We start from the raw sequence: 15,922 nt of genomic DNA, 5'->3' as shown, positions 1-15,922 counted from the left end.
GGGGGGACGCACGTTGCACGTGTGTCTGGGGGAATTGCCGTGCGAGGGCACGGCGGATGGCCGGATCGGCGCGCCCGAGCCGCACGGGCACGCGTCCGGAGAATGTGGGGTGTCAGTCAGGCGCGAAGGACGGCTCGTCCGCGGCGGTGCGGACGGCCGGGGGAACCACGCTGAAGACGTGCGAGCCCGACGTGCGCGGCGGGGCGGAGGCCCACGCGGCGACGTTCGGGACGGCCGCCGTCACGCCGGAGAAGGCGGATCCACCGGCGGCCGAGGGCTCGGCGGGACGGTCCGGCGCCGGCATCGGAGCCGGAGGATCCTGGACGGCCGGTGGCGAGATCTCGTCCTGGGCCGCTGGGGCCTTGACGGCCGCCTCGGCGCGCTCACGCTCGGGGGCACGACGCTGCAGCTGCGGCCTCTGCACGGGAGCGGCCGAAACGCCGGCCTCGTGCACTTCGGGAGCCGCCGCAACCGGCGGCACGTCCCGTACCACTTCCGTCCCGCGCGGCTTCTCCGCCACGGACCGGACGACCTGGCGCACCGGTTCGGGCCGGTGGACGGTCTTGACCGCGTCGCCCAGCACGGGCGCCTCTTCGATGATCTTCGAGGGCTCGACGGGCAGCTCGCTCGCATGCGCGGTCTGCGCCGCGCTCCCGAGAAACCAGGCCGCGATCAGCAGCCCACCCAGGATCAGCAGCCGCCGGACGGCCCGCGAGGCGGCGACGCGGCGCAGCCGGACGGGAACCGTCCCGAGCCGCGTCGCGTACCCCACCACCCGACGACCTCCGTAGCGCCCGCACCACCCTCAACGAATGGTGACGATAGCACCACGCAACGCAATGGCGTCGGCAAATTCAGGAGCGATCAAGGAATTTGTCGAGCACCCTGACGCCGAATCGAAGGCCGTCCACCGGAACGCGCTCGTCCACCCCATGGAACATTCCGGAAAAGTCCAACTCTGGGGGCAATCTCAGCGGCGCGAAACCGAAGCAGCGCATGCCGAGGCGCGCGAACGACTTGGCGTCCGTCCCGCCGCTCAGGCAGTACGGGACCGGCAGGGCGCCCGGGTCCTCCGAGGTCAGCGCCGCCTCCATCGCCGCGACGAGCGCACCCTCGTAATCCGTCTCGACCGCATGGTCGTAATGGACGAAATCCCGCTTGACGTCCGGACCGAGAAGTTCGTCCACCACTGCGAAGAACTCCGCCTCATGTCCGGGCAAAAAGCGTCCGTCCACCTGAGCCGTGGCGCTCTGCGGAATGACGTTCGTCTTGTACCCGGCGTCCAGCCGCGTCGGATTCAGCGTGTTCTTGAGCGTCGCCCCGATCATCCGCGCCATCGGCCCGATCTTCTCCAGGCACTCCTCCGGCCGCTCCGGATCGAACTCCACCCCGTACGCCATGCAGACCCGCTCCAGGAAGGCCCGCACCGACTTCGTCAGCCGCACCGGAAACTCGTGCGACCCGAGCCTGGCGACGGCCGCCGCCACGGCCGTCACCGCGTTGTCCGGATGCACCATCGACCCGTGCCCCGCGGTCCCGTCGGCGGTCAGGTTCATCCACGCGATGCCCTTCTCCGCCGTCTCGATGAGGTACATGCGCCGGTCCCCGGGCACCGTCAGGCTGAACCCGCCGACCTCCCCCACCGCCTCCGTGCACCCCTCGAACAACCCGGGATGCTCGTTCACCAGCCACTGCGCGCCCCACTTGCCCCCGGCCTCCTCGTCGGCCAGGAACGCGAGCACCACGTCCCGCGGCGGCCTGCGCCCCTCCCGGAGCCGCTGCCGCACCACCGCGAGGATCATCGCGTCCATGTCCTTCATGTCCACGGCCCCGCGGCCCCAGACGCACCCGTCCGCGATCTCCCCGCCGAACGGGTCCCGCGTCCAGTCCGCCGCCTGGGCCGGCACCACGTCGAGGTGCCCGTGCAGCAGCAACGCGTCCCGCCCCGGGTCCTCCCCCTCGATCCGCGCCACGAGACTCGCCCGCCCCGGATGCGACTCGAGGATCCGCGACTCCACCCCGACCTCGTCGAGCTTCTCCGCGACGTACTCGGCCGCAGCCCGCTCCCCCGGCCCCGAATGATCCCCGGGGTTGCTGGTGTCGATCCGGATCAGCTCCTGGCAGAGCCGGACGACCTCGTCCTCAGCGGTCGGCTGCTGGCCCACAGTGATCACCTTCGCGCCTAGTCTCCACACCTACCGTCCCCATGGTGCCCCCCGATCGACTTCGCCGCGACTCGTCTCCTTTGGTATGGTGAACCGGCCGCAGCGCAGCCTGCGGCCTGCAACCGGTCCGGGTGGCGGAATAGGCAGACGCGCTAGCTTGAGGTGCTAGTGCCCTTTACGGGGCATGGGGGTTCAAGTCCCCCCTCGGACACGCACCATTTGCACATGTGGAAGTCGGGATGACCTCGGCTTCCACAAGTTTTTTCTCGGGGTAGTACGTCATCTTCAGCCCCAGCTTCGCGTAGAGATCCGCCTTGTCGTCAGGGTGCGCACGGACGACCGCCTGAGCGAGTTCACCCGTCTGGCGCAGGAGCTCCGCGAGCCCGTCACTGCTCATCGCCTGGCCTGCTGGCACAGTCTTCAACTCGCCTTCCAGCCGGGCGCGTTCCTGTTCCGCCTCGTTGATCCATTTCGCGACCTGGGCGGGGTCGGCGCCCGCGTTGAGAGCGGCGCGGTACTGGTTCAGTTGCTGGTTGCATGTGGCGAGCTGCTTGCGCAGGTGGGTCGCGGCCGTGTTCTCGGTACCGGTGGCCTGCGCGGTCATCGCCTCGATCGTGGCCTTGATCCGGGCCGGTGAGAACGCTGTGACGAGCCAGGTGTCGATGTCCTCGATGATTTCGGCCTCGCGGAGGTAGACGACCTTGGGGTGCACGACTTTGTTGGCGAGCGCGTACTCGGCCGGGAACCGGCACCGGTAATACGCCTGGTCGTTGTTCCAATTGCCCTGCATCCTGCGTTCGCAGTAGCCGCAGTGCAGGCACCCGCGGAACGCATACGGGCGCCGGGACCGGTGTGGCTTGTGCGTCGTCGGACCGCGCCCGCGCGAGGCCAGAATGGCCTGGGCGCGCTCGAAGTCCTCGACCGACACCAGCGGTTCGTGGGCCTGCTGCTCAGACCACACCCACTGTGCGCGGTCGTTCCAGCGCAGCTTGGTCGTGTGGCCGAGAGCGACGTCATCGACGTCGAGCAGTACCTCGTCCTTGCGCTGCTTATTCCAGACCTGGCGACCGGTGTAGCGCGGGTTGGTGATGATGACCCGCACCGCAGACTTCGACCAAGCCACCTGGACACGATGCGGGTTGCGATCCGGGTCGGCTGCCGACGGGGACGGCACGCCCTGACGGGTGAGTTCCTCGGCGATGTCGAAGTAGCCGCGCCCGCCGATGAACTGGGCGAAGATCCACTTCACGACCAGCGAGTAGGCCGGATGAGGGACGAGGCGGCGGAGGCGTTTGCCGTCTGCCGCCTTGGCCGGGTTGGGGTGCGGTCCGGCGTCGATCAGCTCGTACCCGTAGGGCGGGCGTCCGCCCAGGTAGCGGCCTTCGGTCGCGGTGATCGCGGCCATGGCCGACCGGACGCGAATCTTGATCCGGTTGCGTTCACCCTTGGACAGGCCGCCGAAGACTCCCATGATCATGTCGTGGGCCTCGTTGGCCGGATCGATCGCGCCGCCGACCTCCGGCACCCACAGCGGCACCCGGAAGTGCTCGAACAGCGGAAACGTCAGCGAGTACTGGTTGCCGTAGAAGGCCCGGTGCGGCTCCCCCACGACGACCGCGTCGAAGTCGCGGACCGGGTTCTTCAGCGCCTCGATCAGCGCCGAGGCTTGCGGACGGCGGGCCCACGGGATCGAGCGAGACTTGTCGACGTCGAAGTACTCGGCGACGATCGCTCCGCCCTTGGGCTCGACGAGGCCCCGCGCGCGGCGGAGCTGCCAGGCGCGTGAAGCGGCTGGGTCCTGGTTGTCCTCGGTCGAGACCCGCCCGTAGAAGGCGAACCTCAAGCCCTGCTGCTGGACGGCCGCTTGAGGCAGCGGCACTGGCACGTTCGACAGTGTCATTCGTTCTTCTCCTGTTGGCGCTTGGGTTCCGGGCCTGGGCGGGAGCTTCCGGCAAGCACGATCCGCAGCAGGACGCGAGCGGCGTCCGGTGTGAGCTGTGGTGGATCGTCCGGTACCGAGACCCGGATCTGTCGTCTTCTCTTGTCCGGGGCCCTCATCGAGTGACCGCCCCGACCGGCCCGGTGGCGCTGCCGAACCGGAACCGGCCGGTCGATGTAGCCCGACCTCGTAGAACAAGGTCAAGCCCCGTCAAGCCCGCGACGCTGCGCGACGAACAGGTGATCGGCGAGCAGCCGGCCTCCTCACCGGAACGACGATGAAAGTTCACTGGCCCCCTCCGGGACGCGGTCCCGTACGCGCCTGGAACAGCAGCAGGTCCTCGTGGGCGGTGGCCATGGCAGGGATGCCGTGTTCCCGAAGGCGGCGAGCTTCGATCATTTGGAAGAACGACGCGCGGGTGACGATCTGTCCGTCGCGAAGTCCGCACAGTAGGGCGGCAAGCCTGTCGACCAGGACCAGGCCGTGTTCGTTGGCGGTGGTGATGACCTGGCCGGGCAGGTCGACGAGTTCGCCGGCCACGCGGAAGGGGCGGACGGTGACGGCTACGACTCCGCCGGGGCGCAGCAGCGCCGCGCACCCGGTGAGGATCTGACCGAAGCCCGCGACGAGTTCGGCGGTCGGGCGGTGGGCGAGATTACGACGGTCGGTGGAGTACCGGTTGTGGGCCTTGTCGATCTTTCCGCCACCGTTGTCTCTGCCGGTGCGTACGTGCCCGTGGGTGGTCGCGCCGTAGGGAGGAGAGGTCAGCACGAGCGCGGCGGTTCCGGTGAGGTCGGCGAGCGCGGTGGCGATGTTGCGGGCGTCGCCGTGGACGACCTGTCCGGTGCCGGTGGCTCCCTGGGCGCGGGCGTGGCGGAGGTTGCTGGCGGCCATCTGCGCGAAGTGGGCCTCGTACTCCATGCCGGTGGCGTCGCGTCCCAGATGGACGGCTTCGACCAGCGTGGTCCCGATGCCGCACATGGGGTCGATGACCAGGTCCCCGGGCTCGGTGTAGACGGTGATGACCTGTTCGGCGATGGCGGGCAGCATCTTGGCCGGGTGCGCCATCGACTCGGGTGTGTAGCGGCCCTTGCGCTGGACGCGTGAAGGTTGCTGGCCGGTGAGCAGGACGGACGCCAGCGCGCCGGTCTCGGTGCGGGTGTTCATGTTCATCGGCGACCTCCCTGGTCGCTGCCGCCCGGTCGTGTCAGCAGGCAAATATCGGCGTGCACGCGAGCCGCCGGGGGCATGGCACGGGAGCGGATGTCGCGGAGCTGGCCGATGCTGCCGGGACCGGCCTGGATGAGGAGGGTGTCGCCCTGGACGGGGACGCGGACGGCGATGATGTGCTGGCTGTAGCGGAACCCGGCCTTGCGGGCCTCGCGGATGATTGCCGGTGCGGGGTCGATGAGGCGTCCATGGTGGTGTCTGGCCGTGGTCACGACTGCGAGGTGGCCTCCGGGGCGCAGGACCCGGTAGGCCGCCGACAGGAAAGTCTGGGAGCGAAACGCGCTGTTGGTCAGGACGTCCGAAAGGCACGCCGGGCACGACCCTCGCGCTTGCCTGGGCTTCGGTTCGGCGATGTGGATTCCGGCCGTGGGCGGTGCCGCGACCACCAACGCGACCTCTCCGGACTGGTCGGCGATACCGCGGTGCATCTGGTCGGCCCGGCAGGGCCGCATCGCGACTCGGCCGAGCTGTTCATGCGACAGGTGTTCACGCAGCTGCGCGCCGATGTGCCGGGCGAGCGGGAAGTGCGGGACGCACGCGACGGCGCGGCGGTCGAGTTCAGCCGCCGCGCGCAGGGTGGCGGCGTTGCTGGTGAACGCCTCGGCGATCAGGTCGTGTTCATCGGTTGTGGTGGTGATGAGGTGGCGTGCGAGCCCGGAGCTGCTCGTGCCGAGGTGCCGTTCGCAGGTACGAGTTTGTGGAGCCCGGTGGGCCGGTCCTTGGCAGGGCTGCGCGTCATGGGTGGGCTGGTCGGCGGTGTCGTCCGGGCAGAGCCAGACGGTGAGCGGAAGGAGCTGCCGCGCGGCGCTGGCCGGTGTCGGGTTCGGCTTGTTGGTGCTGGTCATGTTGGGTGACCCGTGATGGTCGCCCGGTCCCCTGTCTCACCAAGTAACTGACCCCGACACCCCCGATCTTGGACAGGCGCAGCGCGTTTTTCTGCCCGCGTTCACTCTGCCGGCGCATCACGAGTCGTATTGACCGCGCCGCTGGGCCGTCCTCTATGCCTGTTGGGTAATGGGTCCCACCAAGAGCGGCCCGTCGAGGAGGCTGGATGTGAACACTACGCCCGTGATCTCCGCTGCCAGCGCAAACGCACGAAGGATTCTTTGGTCGTACAGGCGGTGCCAGGATTTCTCCCAAGCCTCATCGTGCAAGATCTCTGTGGGGAGCCCCAGCTTGTGTAGGTCCGGGTTGATTCTGTCTGGCTCGCTGCCCCACCGTGAGCCCGGCAGGTGAGGGTCGAACCCGGTGATCAGCTCGCCGTCAACCGCGTACACGAAAGAGTCGTCCGCGTAAGCGTGCCGTGAGACAGCGACCATCTCGCATCCTCGAGAAAGGCGGGTGAGGTAGTCAGGCCGCACGGCATACCAGCCCAGCAGCTCGATGGCCATGCTCCACCCATCGACCTGACGTACCCCGACGTATCCGCCACCGGATCCGCCCTGCGTCTTCCTGACGAAGTCTCCGACGACCTCCCCAAGATCATGGATCGTCATCTCTCGTCCGATACCAGTCGTTCCTTCGGGGCCGAACCGATCCAGGACTTCGACCGGGGAGAGCCCACGGAAGAACGACACGCAGAAGATTTCTCCTAGCCATCGGGCGTTCTCACCTGGCTTGTCGAGCCAGGTGAACTGAGAGAGCCGATCAGCCACCTTGCCTCCTCCTCGGGGTCCGAGAAGCAAGCGTTTCACAACAGATGCCGTCTACGACTGACATGCCCAGCAGCAGCGCAATTGGGCTGCTGCCGCATTGTTCTCGTCTTGGCACCTCGCTCAGTGACATCACGGCCGCAACGGGTCGCCTAATTTTGATCTTTCTTGGTTGGGGTTCTCGCGAGCACGTGTTGATGCTGGTCAGCGGCGTTTTAAGCACATGGCTGTGCTTGACCTCTGTGTCAACGGCGCGCCAAGCGTGACCCCCTGAGGGCGCGTGAACCGTAACCCCCTGGTGTTTTCGTTGAGTTACTGTTCGTGGTCGTTTCTGGCCGCTGGTGGGCGGCCGAGGTCTCTGTTCTTGAGCCGGTAGCTGTCTCCCTTCAGCGAGATGACCTCGGCGTGATGGACGAGCCGGTCGATCATGGCCGCGGCGACGACGTCGTCGCCGAAGACCTCGCCCCAGCGCCCGAAGGGCATATTGCTCGTCACGATCAAGCTCGCCCTCTCATATCTGGACGAGACGAGCTGGAAGAACAGGTTCGCGGCCTCGGCTTTGAACGGGATGTATCCGACCTCGTCCACCACCAGGACCGGGATGCGGGAGAGCTTGACCAGTTCTTCCTGCAGGCGGCCGGCGGCGTGAGCGTCGGCCAGGCGGGCGACCCACTCGGCCGCAGTGGCGAACGCGACCCGGTGTCCGGCCTGGCAGGCCCGGATGCCCAGCCCGGTCGACAGATGCGTTTTTCCTGTTCCGGGCGGTCCCAGGAAAATGACGTTCTCCTTGGCCGTGACGAAGTCGAGCGTGCCCAGGTGCGCGATGACGTCCCGTTTCAACGATCGCTGGTGGTCGTAGTCGAAGTCCTCCAGCGATTTGCGCGCGGGGAAGCGGGCGGCTTTGATGCGGCCCTCGCCGCCGTGCGCCTCGCGGGCGGCGACCTCGCGTTGCAGGCAGGCGGCCAGGAACTCCTCGTGCGTCCACGATTCGGCCCTTGCCCGTTCGGCGAGCCGCTCGATCGAGGCGGCCAACGACGGTGCCTTCAGCACGCGGGTCAGATAGGCCAGCTCGGCGATGACGTTCCGGCCGCTGGTAGTGACCTGGGCACTGGTCGTGGTGGTGGTTTTGCCGGTGGCCATCACGCAACACCGCCCTCAACATCGGCACCGATGCCGAACAGCGCGTCATAGCTGGCCAGCTGCCGGAACTCGACCTCGGTCTCGGCCGGGGCGACGGCCTGCAGCCGGGCGCGGCGCATCTTCTGGGCGGCCTGGTCGTGGTCGGGGTCGGTGAGGGACTGGTGGATGTCCCAGCACCGGTCATGCCGGGCAACGGTGCGTCCGGCGCAGGCCACCGTCACCTGCTCCAGATCGGCGACGATCTCGACCAGGCGGCCGATCGCCGAGGGGTGGACCGAGTAGTCGTTGGAGGCGACCCGGACGTAATGGTCGCGGGCCAGCCGGGTCGAGGTTCGCCAGCCCACCAGCGGTGGGACGGGCGGCAGCTCGACCATCGCGGCCAGGTCCGCGGGCAGCCGGTCGACCGGACGGCACTGGATCCGGCGGTGCTGCCGCTGGTTCGCCCGCTCCAGCCAGCCGGCCAGCTGGGCGTTGAAGTCCTGCGGTGAGGTGAAGATCCGGCCGGGCAGGAACGAGGTCTCCAGATAGCCGTTCGCGCGCTCCACCAGCCCCTTGGCCTCCGGGTCACCGGGACGGCACTGCCAGATCCTCACCCCCAGGCTCCCGGCGAACGCGACGGCGTCCTTGGTGGGCTGCGGGTGGCCTTGCCGCCATCCGCCGACTGCGGACTCGTTGTCCCAGACCAGCGTCTTGGGCACGGCGCCCAGCACGCTGAGCAGCGCCCACATCCCGGCGAACAGGTCCCCAGCCGCCCGCGAGGGCAGCATCCGCGCCATCAGCCAGCGCGAATAGCCGCAGACCATCACCAGCACCGGCAGGTTCGTCCGGACGGTCCCGCCGACCGGCACCTGAACGGGCGGAAACCACAGATCGCACTGGGCGAGCCCGCCCGGACGATAGCTCGTCCGCGATGCCGGGTCGGTCGGCTTGTATTCCGGCCGCAGCAACCGGACCCGGTCCTTGAGCACCGTCATCGACCGTTCCCAGCCGATCCGCTCGGCGATCACCGTCGTCGGCATCTCGGGAAACTCCTTCAACAGCGCACGGATCTGCGGCTCGACCGCGTCCACGATCGACCCCTTCCGCGCCCGCTGGTACTTCGGCGGCTCCGATGCGGCCAACGCCTTGCGCACCGTGTTCCGCGCGATCCCCAACCGCCTGGCGATCGCCTTGATAGGCATCCCCTCGGCCCGATGCAGCCGACGGATCTCAGCCCAGTCCTCCACCTTGATCACCCTCCAGAGAGTGGAGGGGGTCAGGGTTCGCGCGCCCACAGGGGGTCAGTTTTGCAGCGCCGCCGACACTCTGGCGACTGACGCCGTGTGCACACGAGCAGCGGACCATGTTTTCCCTGGTCAGAGCGATTATGAACAGATCATGAACAGATCCAGTCGCGGGTCGCTGCTCATGATCTGCTCATGATCTGCACATGGCCTCTGGCGAGATGTCGGTGACCGATTCACCGACCGCTCTCTCGGGGGTTCCCATGGCCACCAACATCCGCCCGGTCGACCGCTCCGACCAGCGCACCCGTCGCACCGGCGGGGAGTCCGAGCACGTCCTGGACGTCGCGGAGACGACGTTCGATCTCCTGACACGCGGTCCGGCGCCGCTGTCGGTGGACGGCGCGGTGCTCGGGCACGGGCTGCCCGCTCGCATGATCGCGCTGGATGAGCTTCGGGCGATCATGCTGCACCCGTCCACCCGGCAGGAGGCGCGCGACGCCGCGTGGAAGGACTTGGTGACGCGCGCCCGCAGCGAAGGCCCCGCCTGGGTCATGGCGTGCGTCGGTGTCGCGCTGCCGGGGCTCAAGGCGGTCGTGCGCGACCGCCTGCGCCGTCTGGATAACGACCCGGGAGCAGGTACCTCCCGTGTTGCGGCGGACCTGCTGTCGCAGTTCCACGAGACGCTGCACCAGATCGACCTGGAAGAGCCCTGGATCCCGCAGCGGCTGGTGGCCCGCTCGGCCAGGACGGTTGAGCGCGCCTACCGCGCGCGGGTGCAGGTAATCCCGGTGGATCCGTGCACGCTGGCGGAGATCACCCCCTCCGCCTCGTCGGACGCACACGTGGACCTGCTGCTGGCCTCGGCCGTCCAGCAGGACGTGATCACCGCGGTTGAGGCCGAGATCATCATCATGACCCGGCTGGAGGGCATGGCACCGAGCGACCTCGCTAAGCGGCTCCGCACCAACTACCAGGCGTTGATGAAGCGCCGCCGCCGCGCCGAAATGCGCCTGGTCGCCGCGATGCGCGACGGGGGTCTTCGCGACGACTTCGCATCGCTGATGTCCAAGAACGGGATGTGAGCTGTCAGTTACTAGGTGAGAACAACACAGGTTGAAGACGGGTCCGGGCCGGATAGTCACCCGGTCCCCACTGTCTGACCATCCGCCGAGTGCCCTTGCCGAAGGAGGACACCCGCAAGGCCCGGCTCGTCTTCACCTCCGTGCTTGCTCGCCTTGTCCGCCGCACGCCGCAGTCCCGATCAGCCGCTCTGTCCCGCCCGTTGCTCCGTGTTCCTGCCTGGAGGGCTGCCCGTTGAGCATCCGTCCGTTGTCCGATCTTCTTCCGTCACGCCGGCCCGATGTGAGCACGGGACGCCTCGCCGCCGCGGTTCTGCTCTGGTGCACCGGCATCTTGCTGTGCGGTCTGGTGATCGCCGCGACCCTGGCATCGGCGTCTGACGCGCAGGTCGCCTCTGGTGTCCTGGCGTCCGATAAGCGGATCGAGCAGGTCATCAACAACCTGCGGAACGTCATCGTCGGACTGCTGGTCGCGTTGGCCACCCTGTTCGCCACCATCGGGGGCGTCCGGTACCTGCTGGCCGGGGGCGACCCCGGCGAGGCCGAGGCCGGTAAGCGCACCTTGCGCAATGCCGCCGTCGGTTACGGCATCGCCATGCTCGCCCCGGCCCTTGTGCAGATCCTCAAGTACGTCGTCGGGTCCTGACCGTGCGCGCCCAGACCCGCTGCATTCGGCGCAGGCGAGCCTTCGTCGCAGCCCTCCTCCTGGCCGGTGGGGGCGTGCTGAGCCTGGCTCCTCATGCCAGCGCCGAGCCCCGTCCGGCTACTCGGCAGGTGAGCGCCGTCTCTGTCGCCGCCCCTGCTGCCGACCCTTCAGACCCCGAGGAGGGCGGTTCCTCCGATGGCGACCAAGGCGAAGAGGAAGGGGACGACTGCGGCTGGGTGAACGTCGGCTGCCACACCAAGGAGGCCATCACCGACTGGTTCCGGTCGCTGGCCAGGGACTCTCTGGAGCCGGTGCTGGGCTTCTTGGCCGACACGCAGCTCGCCACGCCTGAGATCGGGTCGCCGGGCATGAACGCGGCCGAGCAGATCTGGGCGACGTCTCGAACGATCGCCAACACCTGCTTCGTGCTCATGGTGCTGCTCGCCGGCGTGATGCTGATGGCCGGACAGACTCTGCCCGGAGTAGCCGCGCCAGGGCAGACGATCGTGCGGCTGGTGGTCGCGTTCATCGCGATGAACACCAGTCTCATCGTGATCGGATACGGGATTCAGCTCGCCAACGGACTGGCCCGGTCGATCTTCATGAGCGGCGCCGACCGGATCGATCCCGACCAGGCCGGACGGGTTTTCGCTCAGGGCATCGAAGCCTCGATCAACACCGGGGGCAGTTTCTTCGTCTTGGTCACGCTGGTGGTCGTCGTCCTGGCGTGCATCTTGGCCTTCATTTATGTGATGCGGCTGGCGATCATCATGGTTTTGGTCGGGGTCGCACCGATCGCGCTGATGTTCCACGCGCTGCCTCTCACCGATGGCCTGGCGCGGTTGTGGTGGCGAGGGATCACCGGCGCCTTGGCGATCCAGGTCTGCCAGTCGTTCGTGTTCATCACCGCCCTGCAATTGCTGTTGTCGCAGCACAGCAACGACGGCGGTTCTTTCCTCGGTGCCCCGACCGCGCAGGCGGAACTGGTCGACCTGCTGCTGGTGATCGCGCTCCTTTACGTGCTGATCTGCATTCCGCGGTGGGTCGCGCGCACCGTGTGGCAGCCCGCGCAGCCGCGCATGCTCTCCCAGCTCGTGCGCACGTTCGTCGTCTACAAGGGCGTCGGCGCCGTGGTGGGCTTCGCGGGCAAGGCGGCACGTGGCACTCGAGGCGCCGCCCGTACCGCCAAGGCCAGTACAACGCACGGCCGACCCCGCCCCGGTAACGGTGGCGGGCCGCGCAACGGGCCCCGCGGCGGCCCCTCTGGCGGGCCGTCAGGGGGAACCGGTCCCCGTCCCGATCGCGGCCCCGGTCATGGCCCCCAATGCCGCCAACCGCGCGGCCCCGACCGGCGACACCGGCCGCGCCCGGGTTCGGCGAACGGGCCCCGCAGCGGCCCCCACAACGCCGCACACGGCCGCCCCGGACCCCATCACCGCCCCGGACACGGTGCGGCACCCAGGGGCGCGCCACACCGGCCACACGTCCCGCCCGTTCCCGGCCGGACGGGTGCGGGTGGCCCTGCCCGGCCGCACCCGCGCATACCGACGCAGCCACCGACACGCCCCTACCGGCGCGCCGAGAGTCCCCGTCGTCCAGCACCGCGCAGGTTCATGCGGCTCGATCCGCCCCGAAACCGCCGCCACGGCAGGAGGAACCGTTGAACGACGACCACGAGCCGCTGTCGGCACGTATCCCGGCCGATGTGGAGCAGCCCGACAAGATCATGTACGGGCTTACCGCACGCCAGCTCGTCATCCTCGGCGCAACCGCCCTGATCACGGCGCTGGTGTTCGTCATCATCTCGCCGCTGCTACCGGTCGCGGTCACGGCGGGGGTGTGCTTCCCAGTGCTCACGGCAGGGGCCTCGATGGCCCTCGCTCGCCGCGACGGCATGGGCCTGGACCGGTTCGCCCTCGCCGCCATCGATCATCTTCGTCGGCGACGCACGCTCATCGCCGCACCCGAAGCGATTCCCGAGGCGCCGGCCTGGTGCAAGGTCCGAGGCCGGTTGCCGGGCGCCATGCGGTTCCCCGTCCGTGCCGTCCGCCAAGACGGCGTCATGGACCTGGGCAAGGAGGGAACGGCCGCACTCGTCCGGGCGGGAACGATCTCCTTCGGTTTGCGGACGTCCGCCGAGCAGGCAGCGCTGGTCGGCTTCTTCGGACGGTGGCTCAACTCGCTTGAGGCCCCGGTGCAGATCCTCATCCGGGCCCGCCCCGTTGATCTGTCCGACCTCGCCTCACGGGTGGCGGAGGCCGCGCCCGATCTCCCGCACCCGGCCTTGCAGCGGGCGGCCGAAGATCACGCCGCCTACCTCGACGAGGTCGGCGACTCCCGGACCCTGCTGGTGCGAGACGTGTTCATCGTCGTCCGCGATCAGCCCGCCCCGGGTTCGGGACGCCGGGAACGCGCCCGTGAGGCGAGCGCCGCCATCGTCGCTCGCCGAGCCGCCGAAGCCGTCCGCACGCTGAGCGGCTTCGGCGTGACGGCGGAGTTCCTAAACGCCGACGCCTGCGTCCAGGTGCTGTCGGACGCCTTCTCACCCGGCCACGAGCGCCCCGCTCCGCCCGCCGACCTGGACGAGCCCATCACCGCCCACACCACCGAAGGAGCCTCGGCATGACCCACGCTCATCGGCGAATCAAGCGACCGTCCATGAACAATCTGGCCAGCGGGCTCCTCCGATACGCAGAGGGCCTGCGGGGTGAACTCGCGGCCGTCGAGCTACTGATCGTGCACGGGTTCTGGCTGACCCGCGCCGACTTCCGCTCTCACTTCATCGAGCGGGACACCGTCCCAGGCGCATCCGATGAAGTCCTCGCCTGGGTGAAGTGGGACCAGGCCGTCACCGCTCTGCGCCGCGGGCGCCTGGTGTGCTCGTCGGGCGAGGCCGCCGTTCTCCAGGTCGCCGCGGCACTGGCCACCGGCGGCGCTTTCCCTGCATCGGCGCTGAGCAGCCTGGACCGCGAGAACTTCGCCCACGTCCTGACCGCGACCGCACAGGCGAGCGGTCACCCGGTCGCCCAGGTGGTGACCCGGTGAAGCTGTCCGCACTCACTCGGTCCTTCCTCACCTCAGCCGCACCCACCCGAGAAGACGACCAGGACCGGCCGGGCGGTGTGGGTGATCTGCTCGCGCCCTCCGCGCTCCGCGTGAACGCATCGTCCCTGGAGATGCCGGACGGCTGCTGTGCGTCGTTCGCCATCACCGGATATCCGCGCGAGGTCGGAGCCGGCTGGCTGGAACCGCTCCTCACCTACCCCGGACGGCTCGACGTCTCAATGCACGTTGAGCCGATCCCGCCGATGGTCGCCGCTCAACGGCTCCGGCGGCAGCTCGCTCGCCTGGAGTCCAGCGCCCGCGCCAACGCCGAGGCGGGCCGACTGGCCGACTTCGGAGCCGAGGCCGCCGCCGACGATGCCGCCGACCTGGCCTCCTCGCTGGCGCGCGGAGACGGCCGTCTTTTCCGCGTCGGCCTGTACCTCACCGTTCACGCCTGGGACGCCGCGGAACTGGACGCCGAGATTCAGCAGGTCCGAGCCTTGGCCGCGTCCCTGCTGCTGGACGCGCAGCCGACAACCTTTCGCGCCATGCAGGGCTGGGTGTCCACGCTGCCACTCGGAACCGATTCGATCCGGCAGCGCCGCACCTTCGACACCAGCGCCCTGGCCGCATCGTTCCCGTTCGCGTCACCGGACCTGAACGCCCCCACCGGCTCCAACGAGGTGCTGTACGGGGTGAACGTCGCCAGTTCGGGCGTCGTCATGTGGGACCGGTTCGCCCAGGACAATCACAACTCCGTCGTCCTGGCCCGGTCCGGCGCGGGCAAGAGCTACTTCACCAAGCTCGAAGCGCTGCGCCTGCTGTATCACGGAGTCGAGGTGTCGGTGATCGATCCAGAGGACGAATACCGGGCCCTGGCAGAGACGACCGGCGGCACCCACCTGGGCCTTGGCGCGAGGGGCGTGGCGTTCAATCCGTTCGACCTGCCCACCGACCAGGGCGACGACACCCTGATCCGCCGCGCCCTGTTCACCCAGACACTCGTTGCCGCCATGCTCGGCGAGCCGCTGACACCGGCCGCGCGGCCCGTCCTTGACCGCGCCGTCCTTGCCGCCTACGCCGCGAAGGGCATCAACTCCGACCCCGCCACCTGGAGGCGTCCGGCACCGTTGCTGGCCGACCTGGTCGAACAACTCGCCATCAGTTCCCATCCTGAAGGCGAGGCGATCGCCGAACGCCTCACGCCGTATGTCGCCGGTTCCTACAAGGAGTTGTTCGCGCAGGCCACGACCACCCGCCCGGACGGGCACCTGGTGGTGTTCTCGCTTCGAGACCTGCCCGAGGAGGTCAAATCCGTCGGGGTACTGCTCGCGCTGGACGCGATCTGGCGCAAGGTCGCCAACCCCGCCGACCGCCGTCCCCGCCTGGTCATCGTCGACGAGGCGTGGATGCTGATGAAGGAGGCCGAGGGCGCCCGCTTCCTGTACCGGCTCGCCAAGTCCGCTCGAAAGCACTGGGCCGGGCTGACTGTCGTCACCCAGGACGCCGCCGACCTGCTGGCATCCGACCTCGGCCGTGCCGTCGTCGCCAACTCCGCAACCCAGATCCTGCTCCGCCAGGCACCCCAAGCCATCACCGCCGTCGGCGACGCGTTCGCGCTGTCCGAAGGCGAACGCGCATTCCTCTTGTCGGCCGAAAGAGGCGAGGGCCTGCTGTGCGGCGGAAACGCCGGCGACAGGGCAGCCTTCGCCGCCATCTCCTCCCCCGCCGAGCACAAGGTCATCACGACCGATCCCGCTGAACTACTCGACCACGAAGGGGAGGGCGACCCGCTGTGAC

At 68.8% G+C, this 15,922-nt stretch carries 14 protein-coding genes and 1 tRNA gene; 7 read left to right on the top strand and 8 right to left on the bottom strand.

The window, feature by feature from the left end:
• Positions 1-112: 112 nt before the first annotated feature.
• Both IEZ03_RS27790 and IEZ03_RS27785 read right to left on the bottom strand, forming a co-directional pair.
• The gene (locus IEZ03_RS27790; RefSeq protein ID WP_184889507.1) at positions 113-772 is read right to left on the bottom strand and encodes a hypothetical protein; all 660 of its coding nucleotides are present in this window, start codon (positions 770-772) and stop codon (positions 113-115) included.
• Between the two features lie 82 nt (positions 773-854).
• Positions 855-2,174, bottom strand: coding sequence for a M20/M25/M40 family metallo-hydrolase (locus IEZ03_RS27785; RefSeq protein WP_184889509.1), 1,320 nt, complete (start codon positions 2,172-2,174; stop codon positions 855-857).
• Between the two features lie 116 nt (positions 2,175-2,290).
• Between IEZ03_RS27785 and IEZ03_RS27780 the strand changes: the two genes are divergently transcribed.
• A tRNA-Leu gene (locus IEZ03_RS27780) sits at positions 2,291-2,376 on the top strand.
• Here IEZ03_RS27780 and IEZ03_RS27775 read toward each other — a convergent pair.
• From IEZ03_RS27775 to istA, 6 genes are all read right to left on the bottom strand, one after another.
• Positions 2,341-4,065 carry a recombinase family protein gene (locus tag IEZ03_RS27775; RefSeq protein ID WP_221480917.1) on the bottom strand — a complete coding sequence of 575 codons (1,725 nt, stop codon included), beginning with the start codon at positions 4,063-4,065 and terminating at the stop codon, positions 2,341-2,343. The genes IEZ03_RS27780 and IEZ03_RS27775 overlap by 36 nt on opposite strands.
• A gap of 324 nt (positions 4,066-4,389) precedes the next feature.
• Positions 4,390-5,277 (bottom strand): TRM11 family SAM-dependent methyltransferase, encoded by an 888-nt coding sequence (locus tag IEZ03_RS27770; protein ID WP_184889512.1) that lies wholly within the window; start codon positions 5,275-5,277, stop codon positions 4,390-4,392.
• On the bottom strand, positions 5,274-6,179 hold the full coding sequence (locus IEZ03_RS27765; protein ID WP_184889513.1) for a hypothetical protein: 906 nt from the start codon (positions 6,177-6,179) through the stop codon (positions 5,274-5,276). The genes IEZ03_RS27770 and IEZ03_RS27765 overlap by 4 nt, the downstream gene beginning before the upstream one ends.
• 153 nt (positions 6,180-6,332) lie before the next feature.
• Positions 6,333-6,989 (bottom strand): DUF6461 domain-containing protein, encoded by a 657-nt coding sequence (locus IEZ03_RS27760; protein ID WP_184889516.1) that lies wholly within the window; start codon positions 6,987-6,989, stop codon positions 6,333-6,335.
• Between the two features lie 309 nt (positions 6,990-7,298).
• Positions 7,299-8,126: an IS21-like element helper ATPase IstB gene (gene istB, locus IEZ03_RS27755; protein ID WP_184889518.1), complete on the bottom strand. Its 828-nt coding sequence runs from the start codon at positions 8,124-8,126 to the stop codon at positions 7,299-7,301.
• Positions 8,126-9,361 (bottom strand): IS21 family transposase, encoded by a 1,236-nt coding sequence (istA, locus tag IEZ03_RS27750; protein WP_184889520.1) that lies wholly within the window; start codon positions 9,359-9,361, stop codon positions 8,126-8,128. The genes istB and istA overlap by 1 nt, the downstream gene beginning before the upstream one ends.
• A 251-nt stretch (positions 9,362-9,612) precedes the next feature.
• On the opposite strand from istA, the gene IEZ03_RS27745 reads away from it, so the two are divergent.
• The 6 genes from IEZ03_RS27745 (at position 9,613) to IEZ03_RS27720 (ending at position 15,921) form a co-directional block, all read left to right on the top strand.
• A complete protein-coding gene (locus IEZ03_RS27745) occupies positions 9,613-10,434 on the top strand; it encodes a hypothetical protein (RefSeq protein WP_184889522.1) in 822 nt (273 codons plus the stop codon).
• A 232-nt stretch (positions 10,435-10,666) separates the two neighbouring features.
• On the top strand, positions 10,667-11,077 hold the full coding sequence (locus tag IEZ03_RS27740; protein ID WP_184889524.1) for a pilin: 411 nt from the start codon (positions 10,667-10,669) through the stop codon (positions 11,075-11,077).
• A gap of 128 nt (positions 11,078-11,205) precedes the next feature.
• Positions 11,206-12,741, top strand: a complete 1,536-nt coding sequence (locus IEZ03_RS27735) for a TrbL/VirB6 family protein (protein WP_184889526.1) — start codon at positions 11,206-11,208, stop codon at positions 12,739-12,741.
• Positions 12,738-13,703, top strand: a complete 966-nt coding sequence (locus IEZ03_RS27730) for a PrgI family protein (RefSeq protein WP_184889528.1) — start codon at positions 12,738-12,740, stop codon at positions 13,701-13,703. The genes IEZ03_RS27735 and IEZ03_RS27730 overlap by 4 nt, the downstream gene beginning before the upstream one ends.
• On the top strand, positions 13,700-14,122 hold the full coding sequence (locus tag IEZ03_RS27725; protein ID WP_184889530.1) for a hypothetical protein: 423 nt from the start codon (positions 13,700-13,702) through the stop codon (positions 14,120-14,122). The genes IEZ03_RS27730 and IEZ03_RS27725 overlap by 4 nt, the downstream gene beginning before the upstream one ends.
• Positions 14,119-15,921 (top strand): VirB4 family type IV secretion system protein, encoded by a 1,803-nt coding sequence (locus IEZ03_RS27720; RefSeq protein WP_229808625.1) that lies wholly within the window; start codon positions 14,119-14,121, stop codon positions 15,919-15,921. Before IEZ03_RS27725 ends, IEZ03_RS27720 begins: the two co-directional genes overlap by 4 nt.
• Position 15,922: the final 1 nt, after the last annotated feature.

Origin of the sequence: Actinomadura livida (assembly GCF_014648675.1) — a bacterium.
Classification (GTDB): domain Bacteria; phylum Actinomycetota; class Actinomycetes; order Streptosporangiales; family Streptosporangiaceae; genus Spirillospora; species Spirillospora livida.
Note: the sequence above shows the minus strand (reverse complement) of the source record. Positions and strands in the feature narration are given on the sequence as shown.